Genomic DNA, 19,202 nt, shown 5'->3' on the forward strand with positions numbered 1-19,202 from the left:
ACAAAAGCATGCTCAGGTGTACTACTCTAGGAACGATCATCCGAAGCGGCGCGGCAGACCGGCTCAGGAAGCGGGTCGTGCGGCGCATTCCCCGGAACTCCACCGGCAACGTCCACCCGGCTTCTGCCGCGGCAAGCGTTGTCGCCTGCAGGAGCGATTATGAAGCTTCCATCGTTGATGGATCCCTGGAGCCGTACCCTGGCTTTGCTCGACAGCTGTCCCAGCCGGCCGTCAGAAGCGCACGAGAAAATGGCGGTGATGACACGATCGCTCGTGCGCAACGTGCCGGGCAAGGGTACGTGCATCGGACCCGGTGAAGAGCATTGCGTCAATATCCGCGTGCTGGAGCGTCTGAGCGAATCGACGCTGGCGCTCTCATGGCACGATCCCACATCGTTCAACTACTCGGAGCAGGTCTGGGCGCTTTGTACCGCCCGCAAGCGCGGAACGTGCGCGTTGAGCGGGCAGGCGATCAGGCGTGGGCAACCGGTCTATAGGCCGAGGCGTGTCGGCAGCTCAGTGCCGCTCAACAGTGGCGCGATGATTCTCGCGCTTGCTCTCACACCGGCTGAACAGGAAGCGAGCCTCGTTTCCGAGTGATAGCGGCTTTACCGCCGCGTCACGCGTGCGCAACGCACGAGTCCTTGTCGTTTGTGCCCGCCCGCGCGGGCACGGCCTTGCGTGAACCCCGTGCTAGACAATTCATGGACTAAGCGCTTTTCGCTAAATGTCTGACGAGGATGTCGTTGAGAAATGAATCAACTGCTTTGCGGGTGAGGTTCAGGCCATGCACTTTAGAAAGATTGAAGTATTCGAGATCAATCTTTTAACAAGAGTGCTTAGGATCGACATAACCATATAAGATTTGCATGTAGGAGAAGTCAGGCGTCAAGCGAACTCATTAGACAGACGCCTTGTGATCCACAATGACGATCCGGGAGGGGACATGGCTACATTGGCGCAATTGGAAAGTCAGATTCGAAAATTGCAGCGCCGCGCGGATGCCTTGCGGGAAAGAGAGTCGGTCCAGGTGATCGCTCAGATCCGGGCGATGATGGATGAATATGGCTTGACCACGGCGGATCTCGCCAAAGCAGGCTTAGGCGCGGCGAAGCAACGCGGCCGTAAGACGGGATCGAAGAATTCAGCCGGTTTAAAGAATGGCGCCATGAAGCCCAAACTTCCACCGAAGTATCGTGACCCGCTATCAGGCGCGACCTGGAGCGGTCATGCGCGGCCGCCGGCATGGATCAAGGATGCGCCTGACCGCAGCGTGTACCTGATCGATGCTGCATCAGGCAAGAACGGCGCGGCGAAAAAAGGTGGTGCGCGAAAGGGCCGTGCGGCATCCGTAAAGCGGGCTGGACGCACGACCGCCAAGAAAGGCGCGCACAAGAGCGTGCAGCGCGCCGTCGCCTGAATGTGGCTTTAGCCAAGCAAGGGGCTGCGCGCGTTCGAGAATCCACTTGCGCGATCGTAAGCGAGCCCAATCTGCAGCACGCCGAGATCGCCTTGTGTCGGACCGATGATCTGCAATCCGGCCGGCAAGCCGTCGGGGCCGAAGCCGGCCGGCGCGCTCAACGCGGGCAGCGAAGCCATCGTTGCCGGAACCACAGTTTCCATCCAGCGATGATAGGTATCCATCTCCCGGCCGGCGATAGCATGAGGCCAGTCTAGCTCCGCATCGAAAGGAAAGACCTGAGCCGACGGCATCAACAGATAGTCGAAGCGATCGAATAGCGCGTTGATCGCCTGATAGCAGGCCGCGCGGTCGCGAACTGCGCGCGAAACATCTTCTCCCGATAGTTTGAGGCCCCGTTCTATCTCCCATACCGCTTCGGGTTTAAGCAGCTTGCGCTTCGCGGCATCGCGATAAAGCGACGCGTTGGTGCCGGGAAAGGTGAGGCTGCGCAGATCGATCCATGCATTCCAGAGGCGGCCGATATCGAAGTCGATCCTGGCGGGTTCGACGGTGCAACCCACTGTTTCGAAGTGACGCAGCGCCGATGCGTAAGTCTCCATCAAGCCCGTTTCCATCGGCAGATGTCCGTTCAGATCGCCCAGCCAGCCGATGCGTGTGCCGCGCATGTCGCGTTCGAGCGCATTCGCGAAATCAGCGGGATTGTCGCTTCTGCGGGACAGAGGCGCACGCCTATCGAAGCCCGCCTGCACCGACAATAGCAAGCCGAGATCCGGAACGTTTCGCGCGATCGGACCGGCGACGCTGAATTGCTGAAAGAATACGTCGTCACTGGGCGCATAAGGCACGCACCCCGGTGTCGTGCGAAAGCCGAAGACGTTATTGAATGCGGCGGGCGTGCGCAAGGAGCCCATCATGTCGGAGCCGTCCGCGCACGGCAGCATGCGCAGCGCGACCGAGACGGCTGCGCCGCCGCTGCTGCCGCCTGCGGAGCGCGAGGGCTCGAACGCGTTGCGCGTGGTGCCGTACACCGGGTTATAGGTGTGTCCGCCCAAGCCGAATTCCGGCGAATTGGTGCGGCCGATGAATATCGCGCCTGCTTTACGCATGCGTTCGAATACGACCGCATCGACTTGGGTGATTTCGCCCGCAAATATAGGCGAGCCTTTCGTCGTGACCATGCCGGCGACGGGCAGGATATCTTTGGGCGCTTGCGGAAAGCCGTGCAGCGGTCCGAGGCTTTCGCCCCTGGTTAACTGCGCATCGCGTTCGCCCGCAATCGCGTGCAGCGCATCGCGATCCTGCATCGCCACGATCGCGTTGACCGCAGCGTTGATGCGATCGATTTGCGCAAGATAAGCGTTCATGACTTCGCCGCAGGAAACAGCGCGTGCTTGAATCGCACGAGAGAGAGCGACGGCGTCGAGCGAAACGATATCGTCGCCGGGCAAGGACGCGGAGTTTGCATCGAGTGCGGTCATGGTCGTGTCGTGAATAAGAGAACGGATTCAGCGATGAAACTCGGGAAGCACATATGCGGCGACTTCCTCGATGATATCGCGCGCAGGCCTTCGTTCCGGTGTGATGTTGAGCGTCACGTGATGCGTGCCGCTGTCGCGCATCTCATGCAGGAGCGCCATGAGCGAGCGATGGCCCGTGCGATAACCGAGCGAAATATCGGTTGCGGGCTCATCGGCGTCGTCGCTGAGATCGAGCCGCATTGCGACGCCGAACGCACGAAAGGCCCCGGACGCCGCACGATCCACTGCCGCGCGCCACATGCTGTATCGCCCGCGCTGCGCTTGCGGCTCGCGATGATAAGTCATCCAGCCAAGCGAGTGACGCGCAATCCAGTCGACGCTCTGTCCGCCGGAACCGACGGCAAGCATTGGAATGGAAACGCTCCGGCGAGGCAGCAAATAGAACTCGGGCGCGCCTTCGGGTGCCTGATCGGGAATCACGCGAGAGGGCACGGTAACGGCTGCGGCGAGGGTGGCCCAATGCTGTTTGTACAGTTCCCGCCGGTTATCGGGATCACGGCCGAAAGCCGCATATTCCGGCGGACGATCGCCTGAACCGACACCGAGAATGAAGCGTCCCTGCGATAGCGTGTCGACGGAAATCGCGCCTTTCGCGACGTGAAGCGGATGTCTGAGTGTCAACACGATCGCGCCGCTGATCAGCGCGATGCGTTCGGTATTGGATGCGAGCGCGCCGAGTAGCACCCACGGGTCGAGATGCCCGACCGGGTCCGGATAATCGATGCTATTGAGCGGCACGTCCCGAACCCACAGCGCTCGAAAGCCGAGCTTATCGGCGAGTCGCGCGAGCGCGATCTGCTCGTTGAAGTCGACTGCGGTTTGGTTATCGCATGTGATCGGCAATGTGATGCCGATAGAGAGCTTGTCTTGCGCAAACACCGCATTCGCGATGGAAGACGAGGCCAGAGTGTTTTCGCTTGCGGTCATGACACGCATTGCGTCAAGTAGAGGGCTTGACGCCGATGGTATCACTGCATGTGCAAACAATGCCCGGCGCAATGAGGCACGGGCATTGTCGAGCTTTGGGCGCTCAGGCCGAAAGCGCCACGCTGCGTCGCGTGACCAGGGAAACGACATACGTCACGGCGATATTCACGACGAGCGCAATCAGGCCGATATAGACCGGCCATGAAGCTTCACCGACATGCACCGCATAGACCGGCTTGAGTCCTTGCGAGATCGCGAGGCCTGTGCCCAATACGATGCCGATCAGCCAGCCGAGAAAGAGGCCAGGCGTCGTCAGCCGGCGCGTGAACAGCGTGAACACGATCGCCGGGAAAATCTGCAGGATCCAGACGCCGCCCAGCAACTGCAAGTCGATTGCATACTGCGTCGGAAGGAACACGATGAATAGCAACGCGCCGAACTTGACGACGAGCGACACGAGCTTCGCGGTCGATGCTTCGGCAGCGGACGACATGTCGGGCGAAACGAGCGGACGCCACAAGTTGCGCGTGAACAGATTCGCCGCGCCAATCGACATGATCGCCGCCGGTACGAGCGCGCTGATCGCGATGGCCGCAGCCGCGAAGCCCACGAACCACGATGGAAACAGCGCACCGAACAAGGCGGGCACGACATCCGATGCGGACTTCACGCGCACGCCCGCCGCGATCGCCATATAGCCGAGCAGCGCGATCAGACCGAGCAGCAGCGTATAGGCGGGCAGGAAGATGGCGTTCTTGCGCACCGTCGTCGCGGACGATGACGAGAGCACCGCCGTCATCGTATGCGGATACATGAATGCGGCAAGCGCCGAGCCCAGCGCGAGCGAAGCATACGCCGTGAATTGACCCGGCTTGAGGATGATGCCTGTCGGGCCGCCCTTCGCCTTGAAGTATTGATCGGCCGAATCGAACACATGCGCGTACCCGCCGAGCTTCGCTGGAATGAGCCATACCGCAGCGATCACGACGATATAGATCATGATGTCTTTCACGAACGCAATCATGGCGGGGGCGCGCAGCCCGCTCGTATAGGTATAGAGCGCGAGGATCACGAATGCGATGATAAGCGGCAGTTCGCCCGTCACGCCGAGACCCTTGATGACCACTTGCATGCCGACGAGTTGCAGCGCGATATAAGGCATGGTCGCGACGATGCCCGTGATCGCCACCGCTGCGGGGAACCATTTGCCGCCGTATTCACCCTGCACGTAATCGGCGCCCGTGATGTGATTCTTCGCATGAGCGATCTTCCACAACCTGGGCATCACTGCGAATACGAAAGGATAGACAATGATCGTGTAAGGCAGCGCGAAGAAGCCGTACGCACCTACTGAATAGACGAGCGCCGGCACAGCAATCACGGTATAGGCGGTATAGAAATCGCCGCCGACGAGGAACCACGAAATCAACACGCCGAATTGGCGGCCGCCCAGGCCCCATTCGTGGAGCTGCGTGAGATCGCCGCGTTTCCAGCGTGCGGCAAAGAAGCCGACGACGGTCACGAGCGCAAAGAACGCGATGAAGATCGTCATCGCAACTGGATCGACGGGCGTGAGATCGTTCATTTCAGGCCCCTGTACACGATATAAAGCAGGAGCGACGTGAGCGGCACCCAAAGGAACTGATACCAGTAGAAGAACGGAAAACCCGCGAATGAAGGGTGCGTGTCGTTATAGAACGGCAGCCAGAGCAGCGCGACGTAGGGTATCAATAGCGCGACCCAAAGCCATGGGCTGGCGGACGCATCGTTGTTGGATTCCAAAACATCTCTCCTCGTGAATCAGCGCCGAAAGAATGTGCCGCCGCGCGGCCTCGACGTTCATTTTGCTGATACGAGCACGGGCCGCGCTGCTAACGGCTGCGCATTATCCAACTAATTCTGCTTTGTTGCCCGGGCCGTAAAACGAGGGAGAAGCTATCTGCTTTCACGAAAGCACGATCGATGCTTACGAATCAATGACTGACCGGGAATGAGCTCGCTTGCCGACGAGCATCGCGCGCTTTCCGCCGAAGCCCGCGACCTTGCGATAGTCGAATCCGTTGTCGATGAGTGCGCGCTTGACGTGGCCCGAGCTGGTATAGGTTGCGAACGTCGCATCGTCTTTGGCAATGCGCGCCAGCGACGCGAAGATGGCGGGCGTCCACATGTCAGGGTTTCGGGCTGGCGCGAAGCCGTCGAGATAGATGGCGTCCGCTGTGAGGCCGTGATCGGCGAGGCGTGGCAAGAGATCGTCCGCAGCACCGAAAGCGAGTGTCAACGTGACCGCGCCAGGCACGAATGCAAGCCGATGCACGCCGGCCTCGAGCGGCGGCCATGCCGAAGCGAGAGCATCTGCGAGCGGCGCAACAGCGGTGTCGTCGATGATTGCCGCGTGCGCGGCGCGCAAATCGTCCGCGCTGAACGGATGCTTTTCTATCGACACGAATTCCAGTGCAGACGTGCGTTGCGGATCGTCGCGCCATGCCGCCCATGTCGCGAGGAAATTAATACCCATGCCGAAGCCGGTCTCGAGCACGATGAAGCGCCGCTTTACGCGCCAGCGCGCGGGCAGGCCATTGCCATCGAGAAAGACATGGCGCGCCTGCGCGAGCGCGCCCGCTGCGCTGTGATAGATGTCATCGTGGCGCGGCGAGTACGGTGTTCCGTCGTCGCGAAACACGAGCGGTGCGGGAATCAGCGGCTCATCCATCGCTCAGGCATCGGACGACGATTGATTCAATGTAATGCCCAATTCGCTCGCCATTTGCTCGACCATCGCCCGCAATTGTGCGACTTCGTGAGTCAGGCGCTTTTGCTCGGACTTCAGCGCTTCGAATTCGGAAAGCGAATAGGTTTCTGCGCCCTGCGTTTCACGCGAAGGGATATCGCTGACGCTCACTTCGCCGCATAGCAAATGCATCCAGCGGCTCTCGCGCTCGCCGGGCGTGCGTGACAGCTTCACGACACGCGGCGGATCATTTGCGGCGAGTTCATCGAGAAAGCTTTCGACCGATGATATGTCCGCAAACGAATGCAGCCGGGCACTGTTCGCGCGCAGTTCCGCTGCCGTTTGGGGTCCGCGCAAAAACAGGGTTGCAAGCAGCGCAACCGACTGGCTGGGCACGCCGAGCACGCGGTTCACGTTGTGTTCGAAGCGCGGCACCCGGCTGCTGCTTCCCTCGAAAACGAGGCTCAGACGCTTCAAGCCATCGATGGTCGTCAGCACTTCGTCCTCGCTCACGTTCATCACGGGCGAGCGCGCGGTCTTTTGATTGCACCCCGATGTCAGGGAATTTAATGAAAGAGGATAGGTGTCCGGCACTGTATGCTGTTTCTCGACAAGGACGCCGAGCACGCGCGCTTCGAGAGGTGTGAGTTCGCGTAGCGTGGGACGGGGAGCGGCTTCGGAAGGGGTGTTCATAGGTGTAGTTGACGTGCGATAAGACGCTTATGATACCGGCGCAGCGCAAGGTTTTCGTCTTTCCGCGCACCGTCATGCAGCATGAAGATCAACCTCTGCTCGTGCAGGGTTCGTTCACAAAGCGCTTTTTTGGTGCACGCTCTCGGGAATCCGACATCCGGACGTGCCTTATTCATGGAGGTGAACCGCTCAGACCATTGGCATTGAAGTTGCTTTTTCTCATTCGGCACTGGGCTGCCCGCGCAATCGATGCTCCGCAGGGATCAAAGAGCATCGCGCTACGAGGTCGCCTATCGACGTAATCCATGGCATCGGATGCGCCGCGTCTTTCGGGCTCTTCAAGCGTTTCGCGAGTGCAACCAGAATAACGAGCCAAGGGAACCGCCACCCCGGCATGCACTTCATTTGGAAGACCGGTTATGACGCAAGCATTCTTCAACGAAATGTTCGAGCGCAGCGATCTGGAGGCGCGCGGCGTGCCGGCGGCGGCATTTCGCGGCGTAGGCGATCCACGCACGCACTACCGCGATTTCCTTGCCTGGCTCTCCGCGCAAAGCGAGCAGCAGATCGAGATCAAGCGCGCGGAAGCGGATCTCAACTTCAGACGTGTCGGCATTACCTTCGCGGTCTATGGAACGAGCGATTTGCCGGGCATCATTCCGGAGCGCACGATTCCCTTCGATGTCATTCCGCGTATCTTTCCCGCCGACGAATGGCGCGCGCTGGAGCGCGGACTGCGGCAGCGCGTGAATGCGCTCAACCGCTTCATCCACGATATCTATCACGAGCAGGACATCATCCGCGCGGGCATCATTCCCGAGGCGCAGATACTCGGCAACGCGCAATACCGTCCCGAGATGCGCGGCGTCGATGTCGCACGCGATATCTATGCGCATATCGCGGGTATCGATATCGTGCGAGCGGGACAGGGCGAGTTCTACGTGCTCGAAGATAACTTGCGCGTTCCATCCGGCGTCTCTTACATGCTGGAAAACCGCAAGATGATGATGCGGCTCTTTCCCGATCTTTTCGCGCGCAATCGCGTTGCGCCGGTTGCGCATTACCCGGACTTGCTGCTCGACACCTTGCGCGCGGCCGCGCCGGCTGCCGCCGAGAATCCGACCATCGTCGTCATGACGCCGGGAATGTATAACTCGGCTTATTTCGAGCACGCGTTTCTCGCGCAGCAGATGGGCGTCGAGCTGGTCGAAGGACAGGATCTCTTCGTCGACAACGACTATCTGTACATGCGTACTACGCAGGGGCCGCAGCGCGTCGATGTGATCTACCGCCGCGTCGACGATGACTTTCTTGATCCGCTCGTGTTCCGGCCGGATTCGACGCTCGGCGTGCCGGGATTGATCGGCGCATATCGCGCGGGGAATGTCTCGCTGTGCAATGCGGTCGGCACCGGCATAGCGGACGATAAATCGATCTATCCCTACGTACCGGACATGGTGCGTTTCTATCTCGGCGAAGAGCCGATTCTGAACAACGTCCCGACGTGGATGTGCCGAAAGCCCGACGATCTCGCCTACGTGCTCGATCATCTGCCCGAGCTCGTCGTGAAGGAAACGCATGGCGCGGGCGGTTATGGAATGCTTGTCGGGCCTGCGTCGAGCGCGGCGCAGATCGCGGAGTTTCGCGCGGTGCTAGAAGCCCATCCGGAGAAATACATCGCGCAGCCGACCCTTGCGCTTTCCACATGTCCGACGTATGTCGAGGCGGGCATCGCGCCGCGACATATCGACTTGCGTCCCTTCGTACTGTCGGGTACTGACGTGCGCATGGTCCCGGGCGGGCTGACGCGGGTCGCGTTGCGAGAAGGCTCGCTCGTCGTCAATTCATCGCAAGGCGGCGGCACGAAGGATACGTGGGTATTGGAACGCTGAGGAGACGCTGAGGAAAAGTCCTGAAGAAAGCACTGCGTCACTCAAGACAACGACAAACAACCGGGAACACCCATGCTGAGCCGTACCGCGGATCATCTCTTCTGGATGGCGCGCTATACCGAACGCGCCGAAAACACTGCCCGGATGCTCGATGCGAACTATCAGCTCTCGCTCTTGCCGCAGTCCGATGAATATGCGGAACTTGGCTGGCGCGCGATGCTGTCGATATCGGAACTGAGCGGCATCTATTCGGCCGCGCACCACGGCATGAAAAGCCGCGACGTGATCGACTTCATGGCGCGCGATTTATCGAACCCGTCGTCGATCGTCAGTTGTTTGCGCGCCGCGCGTGAGAATGCGCGAGCCGTGCGCAGCTCCACCAATAGCGAGTTATGGGAATCGCTCAATACGACGTGGCTCGACTGTCAGCGCATGCTTGCCGACGGCATTCTCGAACGCGAGCCTTATACGTTTTTCGAGTGGGTAAAGTTTCGCTCGCACCTTTCGCGCGGCGTGCAGCTCGGCACACTCGTCAAGGACGACGCATTCTATTTCATGCGTCTCGGGACTTTCATCGAACGAGCGGACAATACGGCGCGCATTCTCGACGTCAAGTTCGAAATGATGGAACAACGCGCCGACACTTCAGCACAACCGTTCGATTATCACCATTGGGTGGCGGTGCTCGGTTCGGTGTCAGGCTTCGAGGTATATCGCCGGGTCTATCGCGATGTCATTACGCCTGAACGCGTGGCGGGACTCCTGATTCTCTATCGCGACTGGCCGCGTTCGCTTGCGGCGAGCATCGCGGAAGTGGAGCAGCTAATCGGACAGGTGACGAAAGGGCGCGATACGGAAGCGACGCGGCTCGCGGCGCAACTGAGCGCGGAACTGAAGAACGGGCGGATCGGCGACATTCTTAAAGGCGGCTTGCATGCCTATCTCGTCGATTTTCTCGCACGCGTGAATGATCTCGCGGGTCGCGTAAGCCGCGAGTTTTTGTTGCCGATCGCGCAGGAGCCGCCCGCGCAAACGCAGTCTCAAACGCAGACGCAGTCACAAGGTCAGACGCAGTCGCAAGGCAAAGAATGAGCGCGGGTTATCAGCGCTTGGCCGACGCCGCCGCGACGACGCGATGCACAAAGCGCAGTTTGTCGATGACGGCCGGCGCAAGCGTAAAGGGATAACCGTCGGGCATGCCAAGGCTGCGATTCAAACTGTTCAGGACATAAGTGAGCGGAAACCATCGTTTCATCAGGTTATCGAACGTCGTTTCCTCGACCGGCGTCTGGTCGGTGAGCGTCGGCTCGTGCGGGCTGTCGGGCACGAGCACGAGGCCGCACGATACTGCGGTGTCGAGCGTATCGACGATATGCAGGTAATGCGCCCATGTTTCGGCCCAGTCTTCCCACGGATGCATCGTGGCATAGGCGCTGATGAAGTTGTCTTCCCACTGAGCGGGCGGGCCTTCCTTGTAATGACGATCGAGCGCGGCGGCGTAGTCGGCTTGCTCGTCGCCGAATGCGGTGCGAAACGGCGCAATGCGCGCGGTGTCGGCGATCAGGCGATCGAAGAAATAGTGCCCGGACTCATGACGGAAATGACCGAGCAAGGTGCGATACGGCTCGTGAAGCGCGGAGCGCGTTTTCTCTCGATGAGCGTCGTCGGCTTCGGCGATGTTGAGCGTGATGATGCCGTTGTTATGACCGGTCATTACGCCGTGGCCTTGCGCATCGCCTTCGAGGAACTGGAATTCGAGGCCGCGTTCAGGGTCTTCCTGACGCGACTTCACAGACAGGCCCAGTTCCGAGAAGGTGTAAAGCAGGCGGCGCTTGGCGGCTTCGATGCGATACCAGTAGACGCGGTTCTCCGGCGTCGAGAGATTGGGAATGGTGCTCGTCAGCTGGCACGAACAGCAGAGTGCCTCGGGCGTATCCGGGGCGGGTGCGGGAACGACCCAGTTGCAGACGTTTTCCACCGCGTAGTTATGGCACGGCCGATAGAAGAGATCTTTCGCAAGCGGATGCAGGCTGCGCCAGCGGCCGTCGTCGGTTTCCTCGAACGCGCTGATCTGATTGATCTCGGGCACGTAGCCGAGCCGCGCGTCACAGTTTTCGCAATGCGTGTTTTCGAAAAAAACGAGTTGATTGCAACGGTTGCAGTGAAAGGTCTTCATCGTGTGGCCGGTGGAAGTGTTATCGCGCGATGTGCTGTGCGCGTTGTTGGCGGTGTAGACGCAAACATCATGCCGCGAAAAGGCCGTTTTTCCATGACAAGCAGAAACCGCATTGCAGCGCGCGTTGCGTGCACGGCGTCAATTTAATAAAGGAGTCCGGCGTGTCCATTCGTGTCGCATTGAACCATGTCACGCATTACCGATATGACCGGCTCGTCGGTCTTTCGCCGCAAGTCGTGCGACTGCGGCCGGCGCCGCATTGCCGCACGCCGATCGTGTCGTATTCGATGCGCGTCGAGCCCGAGGATCATTTCATCAACTGGCAGCAGGATGCCTTTGCGAACTATCAGGCGCGCCTTGTTTTCCCGGAGAAAACGCGCGAATTCAAGGTGACGGTCGATCTCGTTGCCGAAATGGCCGTGTACAACCCGTTCGATTTCTTTCTCGAACCCGCCGCCGAAAAATTTCCATTCGCGTACGCGCCTGAATTGCTGCACGATCTAGCGCCCTACATGGTCAAGCGCGAGCCGACTCCGCGCTTCGCGGCATTCGTCGAAAGTATCGATCGTTCGCCGCGCGCCACGATCGATTTCCTCGTCGAGCTCAATCAGCGGCTTTCGCATGAGATTCGTTATCTGATCCGCATGGAGCCGGGGGTGCAGACGCCGGAGGAAACGCTCGAAAGCGCGGCCGGCTCGTGCCGCGATTCCGGGTGGCTGCTCGTCGAAACTCTGCGTCATCTGGGCCTCGCCGCGCGTTTCGTGTCGGGTTATCTGCTGCAACTCGCGCCCGATACGAAATCGCTCGATGGCCCGAGCGGAACTGAAGTCGATTTCACCGATCTGCATGCGTGGTGCGAAGTGTTTTTGCCCGGTGCGGGCTGGATCGGTTTCGATCCGACGTCCGGCCTGCTTGCGGGCGAAGGACATATTCCCGTCGCGTGCACACCGGAGCCGAGCAGCGCGGCGCCTGTTTCCGGCGCGGTGGACGAATGCGAAGTCGAATTCGTTCATTCGATGTCGATCGAACGCGTGCTCGAAACGCCGCGCGTCACGAAGCCGTATAGCGAGGAAGACTGGAGCGCGGTGCTGCGTATGGGCGAGCAGGTGGATGCGCAATTGAATGCATCGGACGTGCGCCTCACGATGGGGGGCGAGCCCACTTACGTCTCGGTGCGCGACCGCGACGAGCCGGAATGGAACACCGACGCGCTCGGACCGACGAAGCGCGCCTACGCTGTTTCGCTGATGGACAAGCTGCGCGCGCAGTATGGCGCGCGTGGCTTCCTGCACATCGGACAGGGCAAGTGGTATCCGGGCGAGCAGTTGCCGCGCTGGGCGCTGTCGCTGTTCTGGCGGGCGGACGGCGAACCGTGCTGGCACGATCCGGCGCTCTTCGCGGATGAACGGCAGGCTGCGTCGTACACGTCGGATGACGCCGCGCGATTCATTCGCCATCTCGCGGGCAAGCTTTCTTTGGATTCAAAATACATTCAACCGGGGTACGAGGACACGTGGTACTACCTGTGGCGCGAGCGGCGTTTGCCGGTCAACGTCGATCCGTTCGACTCGCGCCTCGGCGACGAACTGGAACGTGCCCGCCTGCGTCGTGTGTTCGATGCGGGTCTGCCGTCTGTCACGGGCTACGCATTGCCGATCGCGCGTGAGGACGGCGGCGGCATGCAGCCGGGACGCTGGATAAGCGGGCCGTGGTTCTTCCGCGACGAGCGCATGTTCTTGGTTCCGGGCGATTCACCCATGGGATACCGCGTGCCGCTCGACTCGCTGCCGTGGGTTTCCGAAGGCGATTATCCGTGGCAGCACGCGCACGATCCGTTCGCGCCGTCCACGCCATTGCGTACGGCGACTGAATTACGCATGCAATATGCGGATCTGGATAATGAATCGCGCACGCAAAATGCCAGTGCGGACGTGACGGGGCACGCCGGCGCACCGGGTCAATCGCGGGAGCGCAAGCCTCAGCGCGGCGAGTCGGCCGGCTGGATCGCACGCATCGCGCTGTGCGTGGAAGCGCGCGATCCTGCGCGGGCGGCCGGTCCCAAGGCGGAGGCCGACGCACTCGAGAAGCTCGGCAACGGCAACAAGCTCATGCATGTCTTCATGCCGCCGCTCACCTCGCTCGATGACTATCTCGATCTTCTGTCTGCCGTCGAAGCAACCGCCTCCGATCTCAAGATTCCGGTGATCGTCGAAGGCTATCCTCCGCCGCGCGATGCGCGCCTGAAGATGTTGCAGGTGACGCCCGACCCGGGCGTGATCGAAGTGAACATTCATCCGGCGGCCAACTGGAACGATCTCGTCGAGCACACGGAGTTCCTGTACAACGCGGCCCACGAGTCGTATCTGAGCCCGGAAAAGTTCATGCTCGACGGCCGTCACACCGGCACAGGTGGCGGCAATCACTTCGTGCTCGGTGGCGCGACGCCCGCCGACAGTCCTTTCCTGCGCCGCCCCGATCTTCTCGCGAGCCTGATCCGGTATTGGCACAACCACCCATCGTTGTCGATGTTGTTCTCCGGCATGTTCATTGGCCCGACGAGTCAGGCGCCTCGTGTCGATGAAGCGCGCAACGATCAGGTGTATGAACTGGAGATCGCGTTCTACGAATTGCAGCGTCAACTCGATCTGCTCGGCGGCCGTGACAGTGCGACCGTGCCGCCCTGGCTCATCGACCGCATCCTGCGAAACATCCTGATCGATGTGACGGGTAATACACATCGCGCGGAGTTCTGCATCGACAAGCTGTATTCGCCCGATGGCCCGACCGGGCGGCTCGGCTTGCTGGAACTGCGCGGCTTCGAGATGCCGCCTCACGCGCGCATGAGTCTCGTGCAGCAACTGCTGTTGCGCGCACTCGTCGCGCGATTCTGGAACACGCCGTATACCGCGCGGCTCACGCGCTGGGGCACGGAACTGCATGATCGCTTCATGCTCGGCACCTTCGTGCAGATGGACTTCGATGACGTGCTCGCCGAACTGCGCGAATCAGGCTTCGCATTCGAGCAAAGCTGGTTCGCACCGCACTTCGAGTTTCGCTTCCCGCTCGTCGGCGCATACGATACGAACGGCATCGCGCTCACGATTCGCAATGCGCTCGAACCGTGGCATGTGATGGGCGAAGAGGGCGCGATCGGCGGCACGGTGCGTTTCGTGGATTCGTCCGTCGAACGACTCGAAGTGCGCGTGCTCGGCCTCAATGGCAATCGACACGTCGTGTCTGTGAACGGACAAGCATTGCCGCTGCAACCGACGGGACGCGTAAGCGAATACGTCGCGGGCGTGCGCTTTCGCGCGTGGTCACAGGCGGCATCGCTGCATCCGACGATCGACGTGCATGCGCCGCTCACCTTCGATATCGTCGATACATGGACGGGACGCGCCATCGGCGGGTGCCAGTATCATGTCGCGCATCCGGGCGGGCGTAACTATCAGACCTTCCCCGTCAACGCTTATGAAGCGGAAAGCCGCAGGCGCTCACGCTTCTTCGCAACCGGTCATACGCCCGGCGCAATGCACGTCGAAGCCCGCGAACGCAGCCTCGAGTTTCCGTTCACACTCGACCTGCGCTATCGTTGAAAATGCAATCATCGTTCGAATAAAGAGCAGAGACGACATTGGCCTATCAATCGACCTTGCCCTTCGACATCGCCGCGGCACGCATCGATGCGCTGGCGTTGCTGCGCACGTTGCCTGCGCGAGAAGGGCATTGGGACGAACTGCGCGATGCGGCGGGCCAGTTGCGCGAGCCGTGGCGGCACTTCTTCGAATTGCTCGGCGAGCAGGGCATCGCGCGGCTCGACGATGGTGTCGATGCCGTTGCACAGCAAGTGCGCGACAACGACATCACGTACAACGTTTATGCCGATAACGGCAAGCCGCGCGCGTGGTCGCTCGATCTCCTGCCGCTCATCATCGATGAAAAAGAGTGGGCGGTAATCGAACGCGGCGTCGCGCAGCGCGCACGGCTGATGGAAGCGATCGTCGCCGATGTCTACGGCCCGCAGACGCTGCTGCAACGGGGGCTCTTGCCGAGCGCGCTCGTGTTCGGACATCCCGGCTATTTGCGCGCGGTGAAGGGCTTCGTGCCGCCCCTCGGCCGCTTTCTGCAGATCGTCGCGGTGGATCTCGCTCGCGCGCCATCGGGCGCGTGGACCGTGATTGCGCATCGGACGGAAGTGCCGTCGGGCCTCGGCTATGCGCTGGAAAACAGACTTATCGTCGCGAGCCTGTTTGCCGATCCGTTTCGTGCGATGCGCGTGAGCCGTCTCGCCGAGACCTATGCGCAACTCATCGCGACCATCGCGCAGGCCGCGCGCGCGACGATGCGCGATGACGAAGACGGCCGCAGCGATGCATCGAACGATGCGCCGCATATCGCGTTGCTGAGTCCTGGCCCGTTCAGCGAAACGTACTTCGAGCATATATTTCTTGCGCGGTATCTCGGCGTGACGCTCGTCGAAGGAAAGGATCTCACCGTTCGTCATGACAAGCTCTATCTCAAGACACTCGCCGGCTTGTCGCGCGTGCATGCGGTGGTGCGGCGCCTGGACGATGCGTTCTGCGATCCCGTTGAATTGCGCGCGGACTCGACGATAGGCGTGCCGGGTCTCTTGCAGGTGATGCGCGCGGGCAACGTGATGGTGTCGAACATGCCGGGCGCGGGCTTCACGGAATCGCCTGCGCTCAATGCATTTCTGCCCGGCATAGCGAAAGCGTTGCTGGACGAAAGACTCGAGTTGCCGACCGTGCCGACATGGTGGTGCGGCGAGGAAGCCGCGCGCCGCGAAGTCTTCGAGCGCGTCGACAGCGCCCTCATTGCGCCGACATGGCCGGGCGCGCAGGCCGATCACGCACCGGGCATCGATGCTGGCGTGCAGGACATCGCGGCATGGCGCGAGCGCATCGAACGTGCGCCGGATGTCTTCACGGTGCAGGAGAATCTGCCGTTTTCCACCGCGCCGCGCTTTCATGACGGCGCGATCGGATCGCGTCCCTGCGTGCTGCGCGCCTATGCAATCGCCAACATCGACGGAAGCTGGAGCGTGATGCCCGGTGGCTTCACGCGGCTCGCGGCCGACAAGCGCGCGACGGTGTCCATGCAGTTCGGCGGCAGCAGTGTCGATACATGGGTGATGTCGAGTCAGCCGGGCGGCACGGTATCGTTGCGTCCCACGCCGATGAAGCCGGGCGATTTGCGCAAGCATCGCATCGTATCGAGCCGCGCCGCGGAGAATCTGTTTTGGGCGGGGCGTTATGGCGAGCGCGCTGAAAACAACGTGCGCTTGTGTCGTCTTTTGCTCGGGATGCTCGATGGCAGTGTCGCCGAAGAACTCTTTCCGACGCTCGCGGAACTCGCATCGGAATGCGGGCTGATTCCATCGGGCGATACGCTCGCGCGCAGCACGCCGCAAGCGTTCGAACGCGTGCTCGTTGCAGGGCTGCCGGAATCGGGCAGGGCGACGAGCATCGGCAGCAATCTCGCGGATCAGGCGCGCGCATGCGGCGAGATACGCGACCGGCTTTCGACGGATCACTGGCGCACGATTCTCGCATCACGCAATGACTTTCGCGATGCGCTCGCGCGCCTCGTGTTCAGCGATAGCGCTGACGAAAGCGCCGTGCGCATCGGTCGCGACTACGATCGTTTGATGCTCGCGAACGCGCTCGAACATCTTGCAACGCAACTCTGCGCGATCAGCGGCGCGCAGGGCGATCGCATGACGCGCGATGAAGCATGGCGGCTCCTCTTCATTGGACGGCACATCGAGCGCGTCTCGACGATGGCGACGATTCTGCGCGTGGTCGCCGAGCGCGGGACGCTCGCATCGCCCGCTGGCTTCGATCTGCTCTTGCAGTTCTTCGACAGCACGCTCACGTATCGTTCGCTCTATCCGGGCAGGCTCGAAGTGCCGGCGCTCATCGATTTGATCGTAGTCGATCAGACCAATCCGCGCGGGCTCTATGGCGTTTATGCACGCCTGCGCACGAAGCTCGACGAGATCGCGGCCGCTGCCGGCGGTGCACGCCGCGCACAAGCGACGCGTTTCGCGGACCTGCTCGTTCACGCCGATGCATTGCCGGATCTCGCCGCGCTGTGCGGCACGAATGAGAACGGCCGTCATGATGCGTTGATCGCGCTGTGCGACAGACTCGTCGCGTCGGTTTTCGCGGCATCGAATGAAGTCAGTGCCCGCTACTTCAGTCATGCGAACACGCTTTGCGCACAGGTGTCGTCATGACGCTCGGCATGAACGATACCGTGCTCGCGGTGACGCATCGGACGACATATCGCTATTCGACGCCGGTTGAAATCGCGCAGCATCTCGCGACCATTCGTCCGTTGCATTGCCCGTGGCAGCAGGTTATCTCGCATACGGAGCGCATCGAGCCGGTGCCGTCTTATGTGCATAGCCGCGTCGATGCATTCGGCAATGACGTGCTGTACTTCTCGCTCGACGCGTCGCACGAACGTCTTTCGATGACGAGCGAAACCACGGTGCGGCTCACGCCACGGTGGAATGCGCTCGATGCAGACGCCACGCCGCCGTGGGAAGACGTCGCCGAGCGGCTGCGCTATCGTGCCGGTGAGTCGTTTTATCCGGAAAGCGAGTTTTGTTATGCGTCGCCCAATATCTCGCTCGATCATGAATTGCGCGCTTATGCGCAAGCGAGTTTCGATGCGGGCACGCCGCTCGTTGCGGGCGCTATCGATCTGATGCATCGCATTCACGAGGATTTCGACTACAAGCCCTCGGCCACTGCGTTCGATACGCCCGCATCGCGCGCGTTCGAATTGCGGCATGGCGTGTGCCAGGACTTCTCGCAAGTGATGATCGGCTGTCTGCGCGCGCTCGGGTTGCCGGCGCGCTATGTGAGCGGATATTTGCGCAACGATCCGCCGCCGGGGCATCCGCGTCTCATCGGCGCGGATGCGTCGCATGCGTGGGTGTCGGTGCATTGTCCGCAAAGCGGATGGATCGATCTCGATCCGACCAATGACGTGCTGGCGGACCTCGATCACGTCACGCTTGCGACGGGGCGCGATTATAGCGATGTGTCGTTATTGCGCGGGATGATTCTCGGCGGCGGTGCGCATCATGTGGATGTGGCGGTAAATGTGCTGGCATTATGAGATGCACGTGTCTTGCTCTGGAAGCCTGCGGCTAAAATCGAACGGATTGACTTGATTGAAGCTAGTGGAGAGCACGATGGATCTTGCTGTTTTAGTGTACGTCGACAACCACCCAACGATGCTCGAAGAGTTGGCGGTTTCAAGGATGAAGTGCAACAGCGGGTTTAGTGTTTAGAGTCGTGAGGCTGGCTTGCTGATGCAAGGGTCGCAGCAAAGACCTCGAATGGTGAATGAAAGGCGTGAGTCGCGCGTGGCCTGCTGTTCAGACTGTCGGCAATTGCATCGAGTTCGTCCTGACTGTAGACCGAGAGGTCCGTGCCTTTGGGCAGATACTGGCGCAGCAGCCCGTTGGTGTTCTCACAGGTGCCGCGTTGCCAGGGACTGTGCGGGTCGCAGAAGTACACGTTCACGCCGGTTGAGGCGGTCAGTTCCTTATGCCGCGACATTTCTTTGCCCTGGTCGTAGGTAAAGCTCTGCCGCAGTGGCGCGACAATCGAATTGAGTTTGGCAGAGAAGCCCGCCAGCGCGGACGCGGCGGTGGCATCTTCCATCCTGGCAAGCAGCACCAGGCGGCTGGTCCGTTCGACCAGAACGCCGACTGCGGACTGGTTGCCGGCACCTTTGATGAGATCGCCTTCCCAGTGTCCAGGCAGCAGTCGGTCTTCGATTTCAG

The 19,202-nt window shown here is 61.0% G+C and carries 14 protein-coding genes and 1 pseudogene; 7 read left to right on the top strand and 8 right to left on the bottom strand.

What is annotated here, in order from left to right; genetic code table 11:
- Window positions 1–258 precede the first annotated feature (258 nt).
- Together NCR38_RS26655 and NCR38_RS26660 are read left to right on the top strand one after the other, a co-directional pair.
- On the top strand, window positions 259–600 hold the full coding sequence (locus NCR38_RS26655) for a DUF3331 domain-containing protein (RefSeq protein ID WP_250477829.1): 342 nt from the start codon (window positions 259–261) through the stop codon (window positions 598–600).
- 346 nt (window positions 601–946) lie between these two features.
- Window positions 947–1,420: an H-NS family nucleoid-associated regulatory protein gene (locus tag NCR38_RS26660; protein ID WP_061116373.1), complete on the top strand. Its 474-nt coding sequence runs from the start codon at window positions 947–949 to the stop codon at window positions 1,418–1,420.
- Between the two features lie 8 nt (window positions 1,421–1,428).
- On the opposite strand, the gene NCR38_RS26665 is transcribed toward NCR38_RS26660, so the two are convergent.
- From NCR38_RS26665 to NCR38_RS26690, 6 genes and pseudogenes are all read right to left on the bottom strand, one after another.
- Window positions 1,429–2,901, bottom strand: coding sequence for an amidase (locus NCR38_RS26665; protein ID WP_250477824.1), 1,473 nt, complete (start codon window positions 2,899–2,901; stop codon window positions 1,429–1,431).
- Window positions 2,902–2,928: 27 nt separating this feature from the next.
- Window positions 2,929–3,888, bottom strand: a complete 960-nt coding sequence (locus tag NCR38_RS26670) for an LLM class oxidoreductase (protein WP_061116529.1) — start codon at window positions 3,886–3,888, stop codon at window positions 2,929–2,931.
- A 103-nt stretch (window positions 3,889–3,991) separates the two neighbouring features.
- Window positions 3,992–5,473, bottom strand: a complete 1,482-nt coding sequence (gene mctP / locus NCR38_RS26675; RefSeq protein ID WP_061116375.1) for a monocarboxylate uptake permease MctP — start codon at window positions 5,471–5,473, stop codon at window positions 3,992–3,994.
- The gene (locus NCR38_RS26680) at window positions 5,470–5,670 is read right to left on the bottom strand and encodes a DUF3311 domain-containing protein (RefSeq protein ID WP_061116376.1); all 201 of its coding nucleotides are present in this window, start codon (window positions 5,668–5,670) and stop codon (window positions 5,470–5,472) included. The genes mctP and NCR38_RS26680 overlap by 4 nt, the downstream gene beginning before the upstream one ends.
- A gap of 211 nt (window positions 5,671–5,881) precedes the next feature.
- Window positions 5,882–6,598: pseudogene (gene mnmD, locus NCR38_RS26685) on the bottom strand (tRNA (5-methylaminomethyl-2-thiouridine)(34)-methyltransferase MnmD); the annotation flags it as partial.
- Window positions 6,599–6,601: 3 nt separating this feature from the next.
- A complete protein-coding gene (locus NCR38_RS26690; protein ID WP_061116378.1) occupies window positions 6,602–7,309 on the bottom strand; it encodes a YceH family protein in 708 nt (235 codons plus the stop codon).
- Window positions 7,310–7,728: 419 nt separating this feature from the next.
- Here NCR38_RS26690 and NCR38_RS26695 point away from each other — a divergent pair, with 419 nt between their 5' ends.
- Window positions 7,729–9,201 carry a circularly permuted type 2 ATP-grasp protein gene (locus NCR38_RS26695; protein WP_061116379.1) on the top strand — a complete coding sequence of 491 codons (1,473 nt, stop codon included), beginning with the start codon at window positions 7,729–7,731 and terminating at the stop codon, window positions 9,199–9,201.
- A gap of 72 nt (window positions 9,202–9,273) precedes the next feature.
- Entirely contained in the window at window positions 9,274–10,293 is a 1,020-nt protein-coding gene (locus NCR38_RS26700) for an alpha-E domain-containing protein (protein WP_061116380.1), read from the top strand.
- 10 nt (window positions 10,294–10,303) lie between these two features.
- On the opposite strand, the gene NCR38_RS26705 is transcribed toward NCR38_RS26700, so the two are convergent.
- Window positions 10,304–11,377, bottom strand: coding sequence for a putative zinc-binding metallopeptidase (locus tag NCR38_RS26705; protein WP_061116381.1), 1,074 nt, complete (start codon window positions 11,375–11,377; stop codon window positions 10,304–10,306).
- A gap of 161 nt (window positions 11,378–11,538) precedes the next feature.
- On the opposite strand from NCR38_RS26705, the gene NCR38_RS26710 reads away from it, so the two are divergent.
- From NCR38_RS26710 to NCR38_RS26720, 3 genes are read left to right on the top strand one after another with little or no spacing between them, the layout of a single operon-like run.
- Window positions 11,539–14,973, top strand: coding sequence for a DUF2126 domain-containing protein (locus NCR38_RS26710; protein ID WP_061116382.1), 3,435 nt, complete (start codon window positions 11,539–11,541; stop codon window positions 14,971–14,973).
- Between the two features lie 38 nt (window positions 14,974–15,011).
- Window positions 15,012–17,636, top strand: coding sequence for a circularly permuted type 2 ATP-grasp protein (locus tag NCR38_RS26715; protein WP_250477826.1), 2,625 nt, complete (start codon window positions 15,012–15,014; stop codon window positions 17,634–17,636).
- Window positions 17,633–18,529: a transglutaminase family protein gene (locus NCR38_RS26720; RefSeq protein ID WP_250477827.1), complete on the top strand. Its 897-nt coding sequence runs from the start codon at window positions 17,633–17,635 to the stop codon at window positions 18,527–18,529. The genes NCR38_RS26715 and NCR38_RS26720 overlap by 4 nt, the downstream gene beginning before the upstream one ends.
- Window positions 18,530–18,693: 164 nt before the next feature.
- Here the strand turns inward: NCR38_RS26720 and NCR38_RS26725 are convergent.
- A partial coding sequence (locus NCR38_RS26725) for an IS30 family transposase (RefSeq protein WP_250477828.1) occupies window positions 18,694–19,202 on the bottom strand: 509 nt, incomplete at its 5' end.

The organism is Caballeronia sp. INML1 (genome assembly GCF_023631085.1).
Lineage (GTDB): Bacteria > Pseudomonadota > Gammaproteobacteria > Burkholderiales > Burkholderiaceae > Caballeronia > Caballeronia turbans.

Excerpts from the sequence above, each read along its gene's own strand:
- NCR38_RS26655 (WP_250477829.1), top strand. The coding sequence starts at position 259 with ATGACACGATCGCTCGTGCGCAACGTGCCGGGCAAGGGTACGTGCATC.
- NCR38_RS26660 (WP_061116373.1), top strand. The coding sequence starts at position 947 with ATGGCTACATTGGCGCAATTGGAAAGTCAGATTCGAAAATTGCAGCGC.
- NCR38_RS26665 (WP_250477824.1), bottom strand. The coding sequence starts at position 2,901 with ATGACCGCACTCGATGCAAACTCCGCGTCCTTGCCCGGCGACGATATC.
- NCR38_RS26670 (WP_061116529.1), bottom strand. The coding sequence starts at position 3,888 with ATGACCGCAAGCGAAAACACTCTGGCCTCGTCTTCCATCGCGAATGCG.
- mctP (WP_061116375.1), bottom strand. The coding sequence starts at position 5,473 with ATGAACGATCTCACGCCCGTCGATCCAGTTGCGATGACGATCTTCATC.
- NCR38_RS26690 (WP_061116378.1), bottom strand. The coding sequence starts at position 7,309 with ATGAACACCCCTTCCGAAGCCGCTCCCCGTCCCACGCTACGCGAACTC.
- NCR38_RS26695 (WP_061116379.1), top strand. The coding sequence starts at position 7,729 with ATGACGCAAGCATTCTTCAACGAAATGTTCGAGCGCAGCGATCTGGAG.
- NCR38_RS26700 (WP_061116380.1), top strand. The coding sequence starts at position 9,274 with ATGCTGAGCCGTACCGCGGATCATCTCTTCTGGATGGCGCGCTATACC.
- NCR38_RS26705 (WP_061116381.1), bottom strand. The coding sequence starts at position 11,377 with ATGAAGACCTTTCACTGCAACCGTTGCAATCAACTCGTTTTTTTCGAA.
- NCR38_RS26720 (WP_250477827.1), top strand. The coding sequence starts at position 17,633 with ATGACGCTCGGCATGAACGATACCGTGCTCGCGGTGACGCATCGGACG.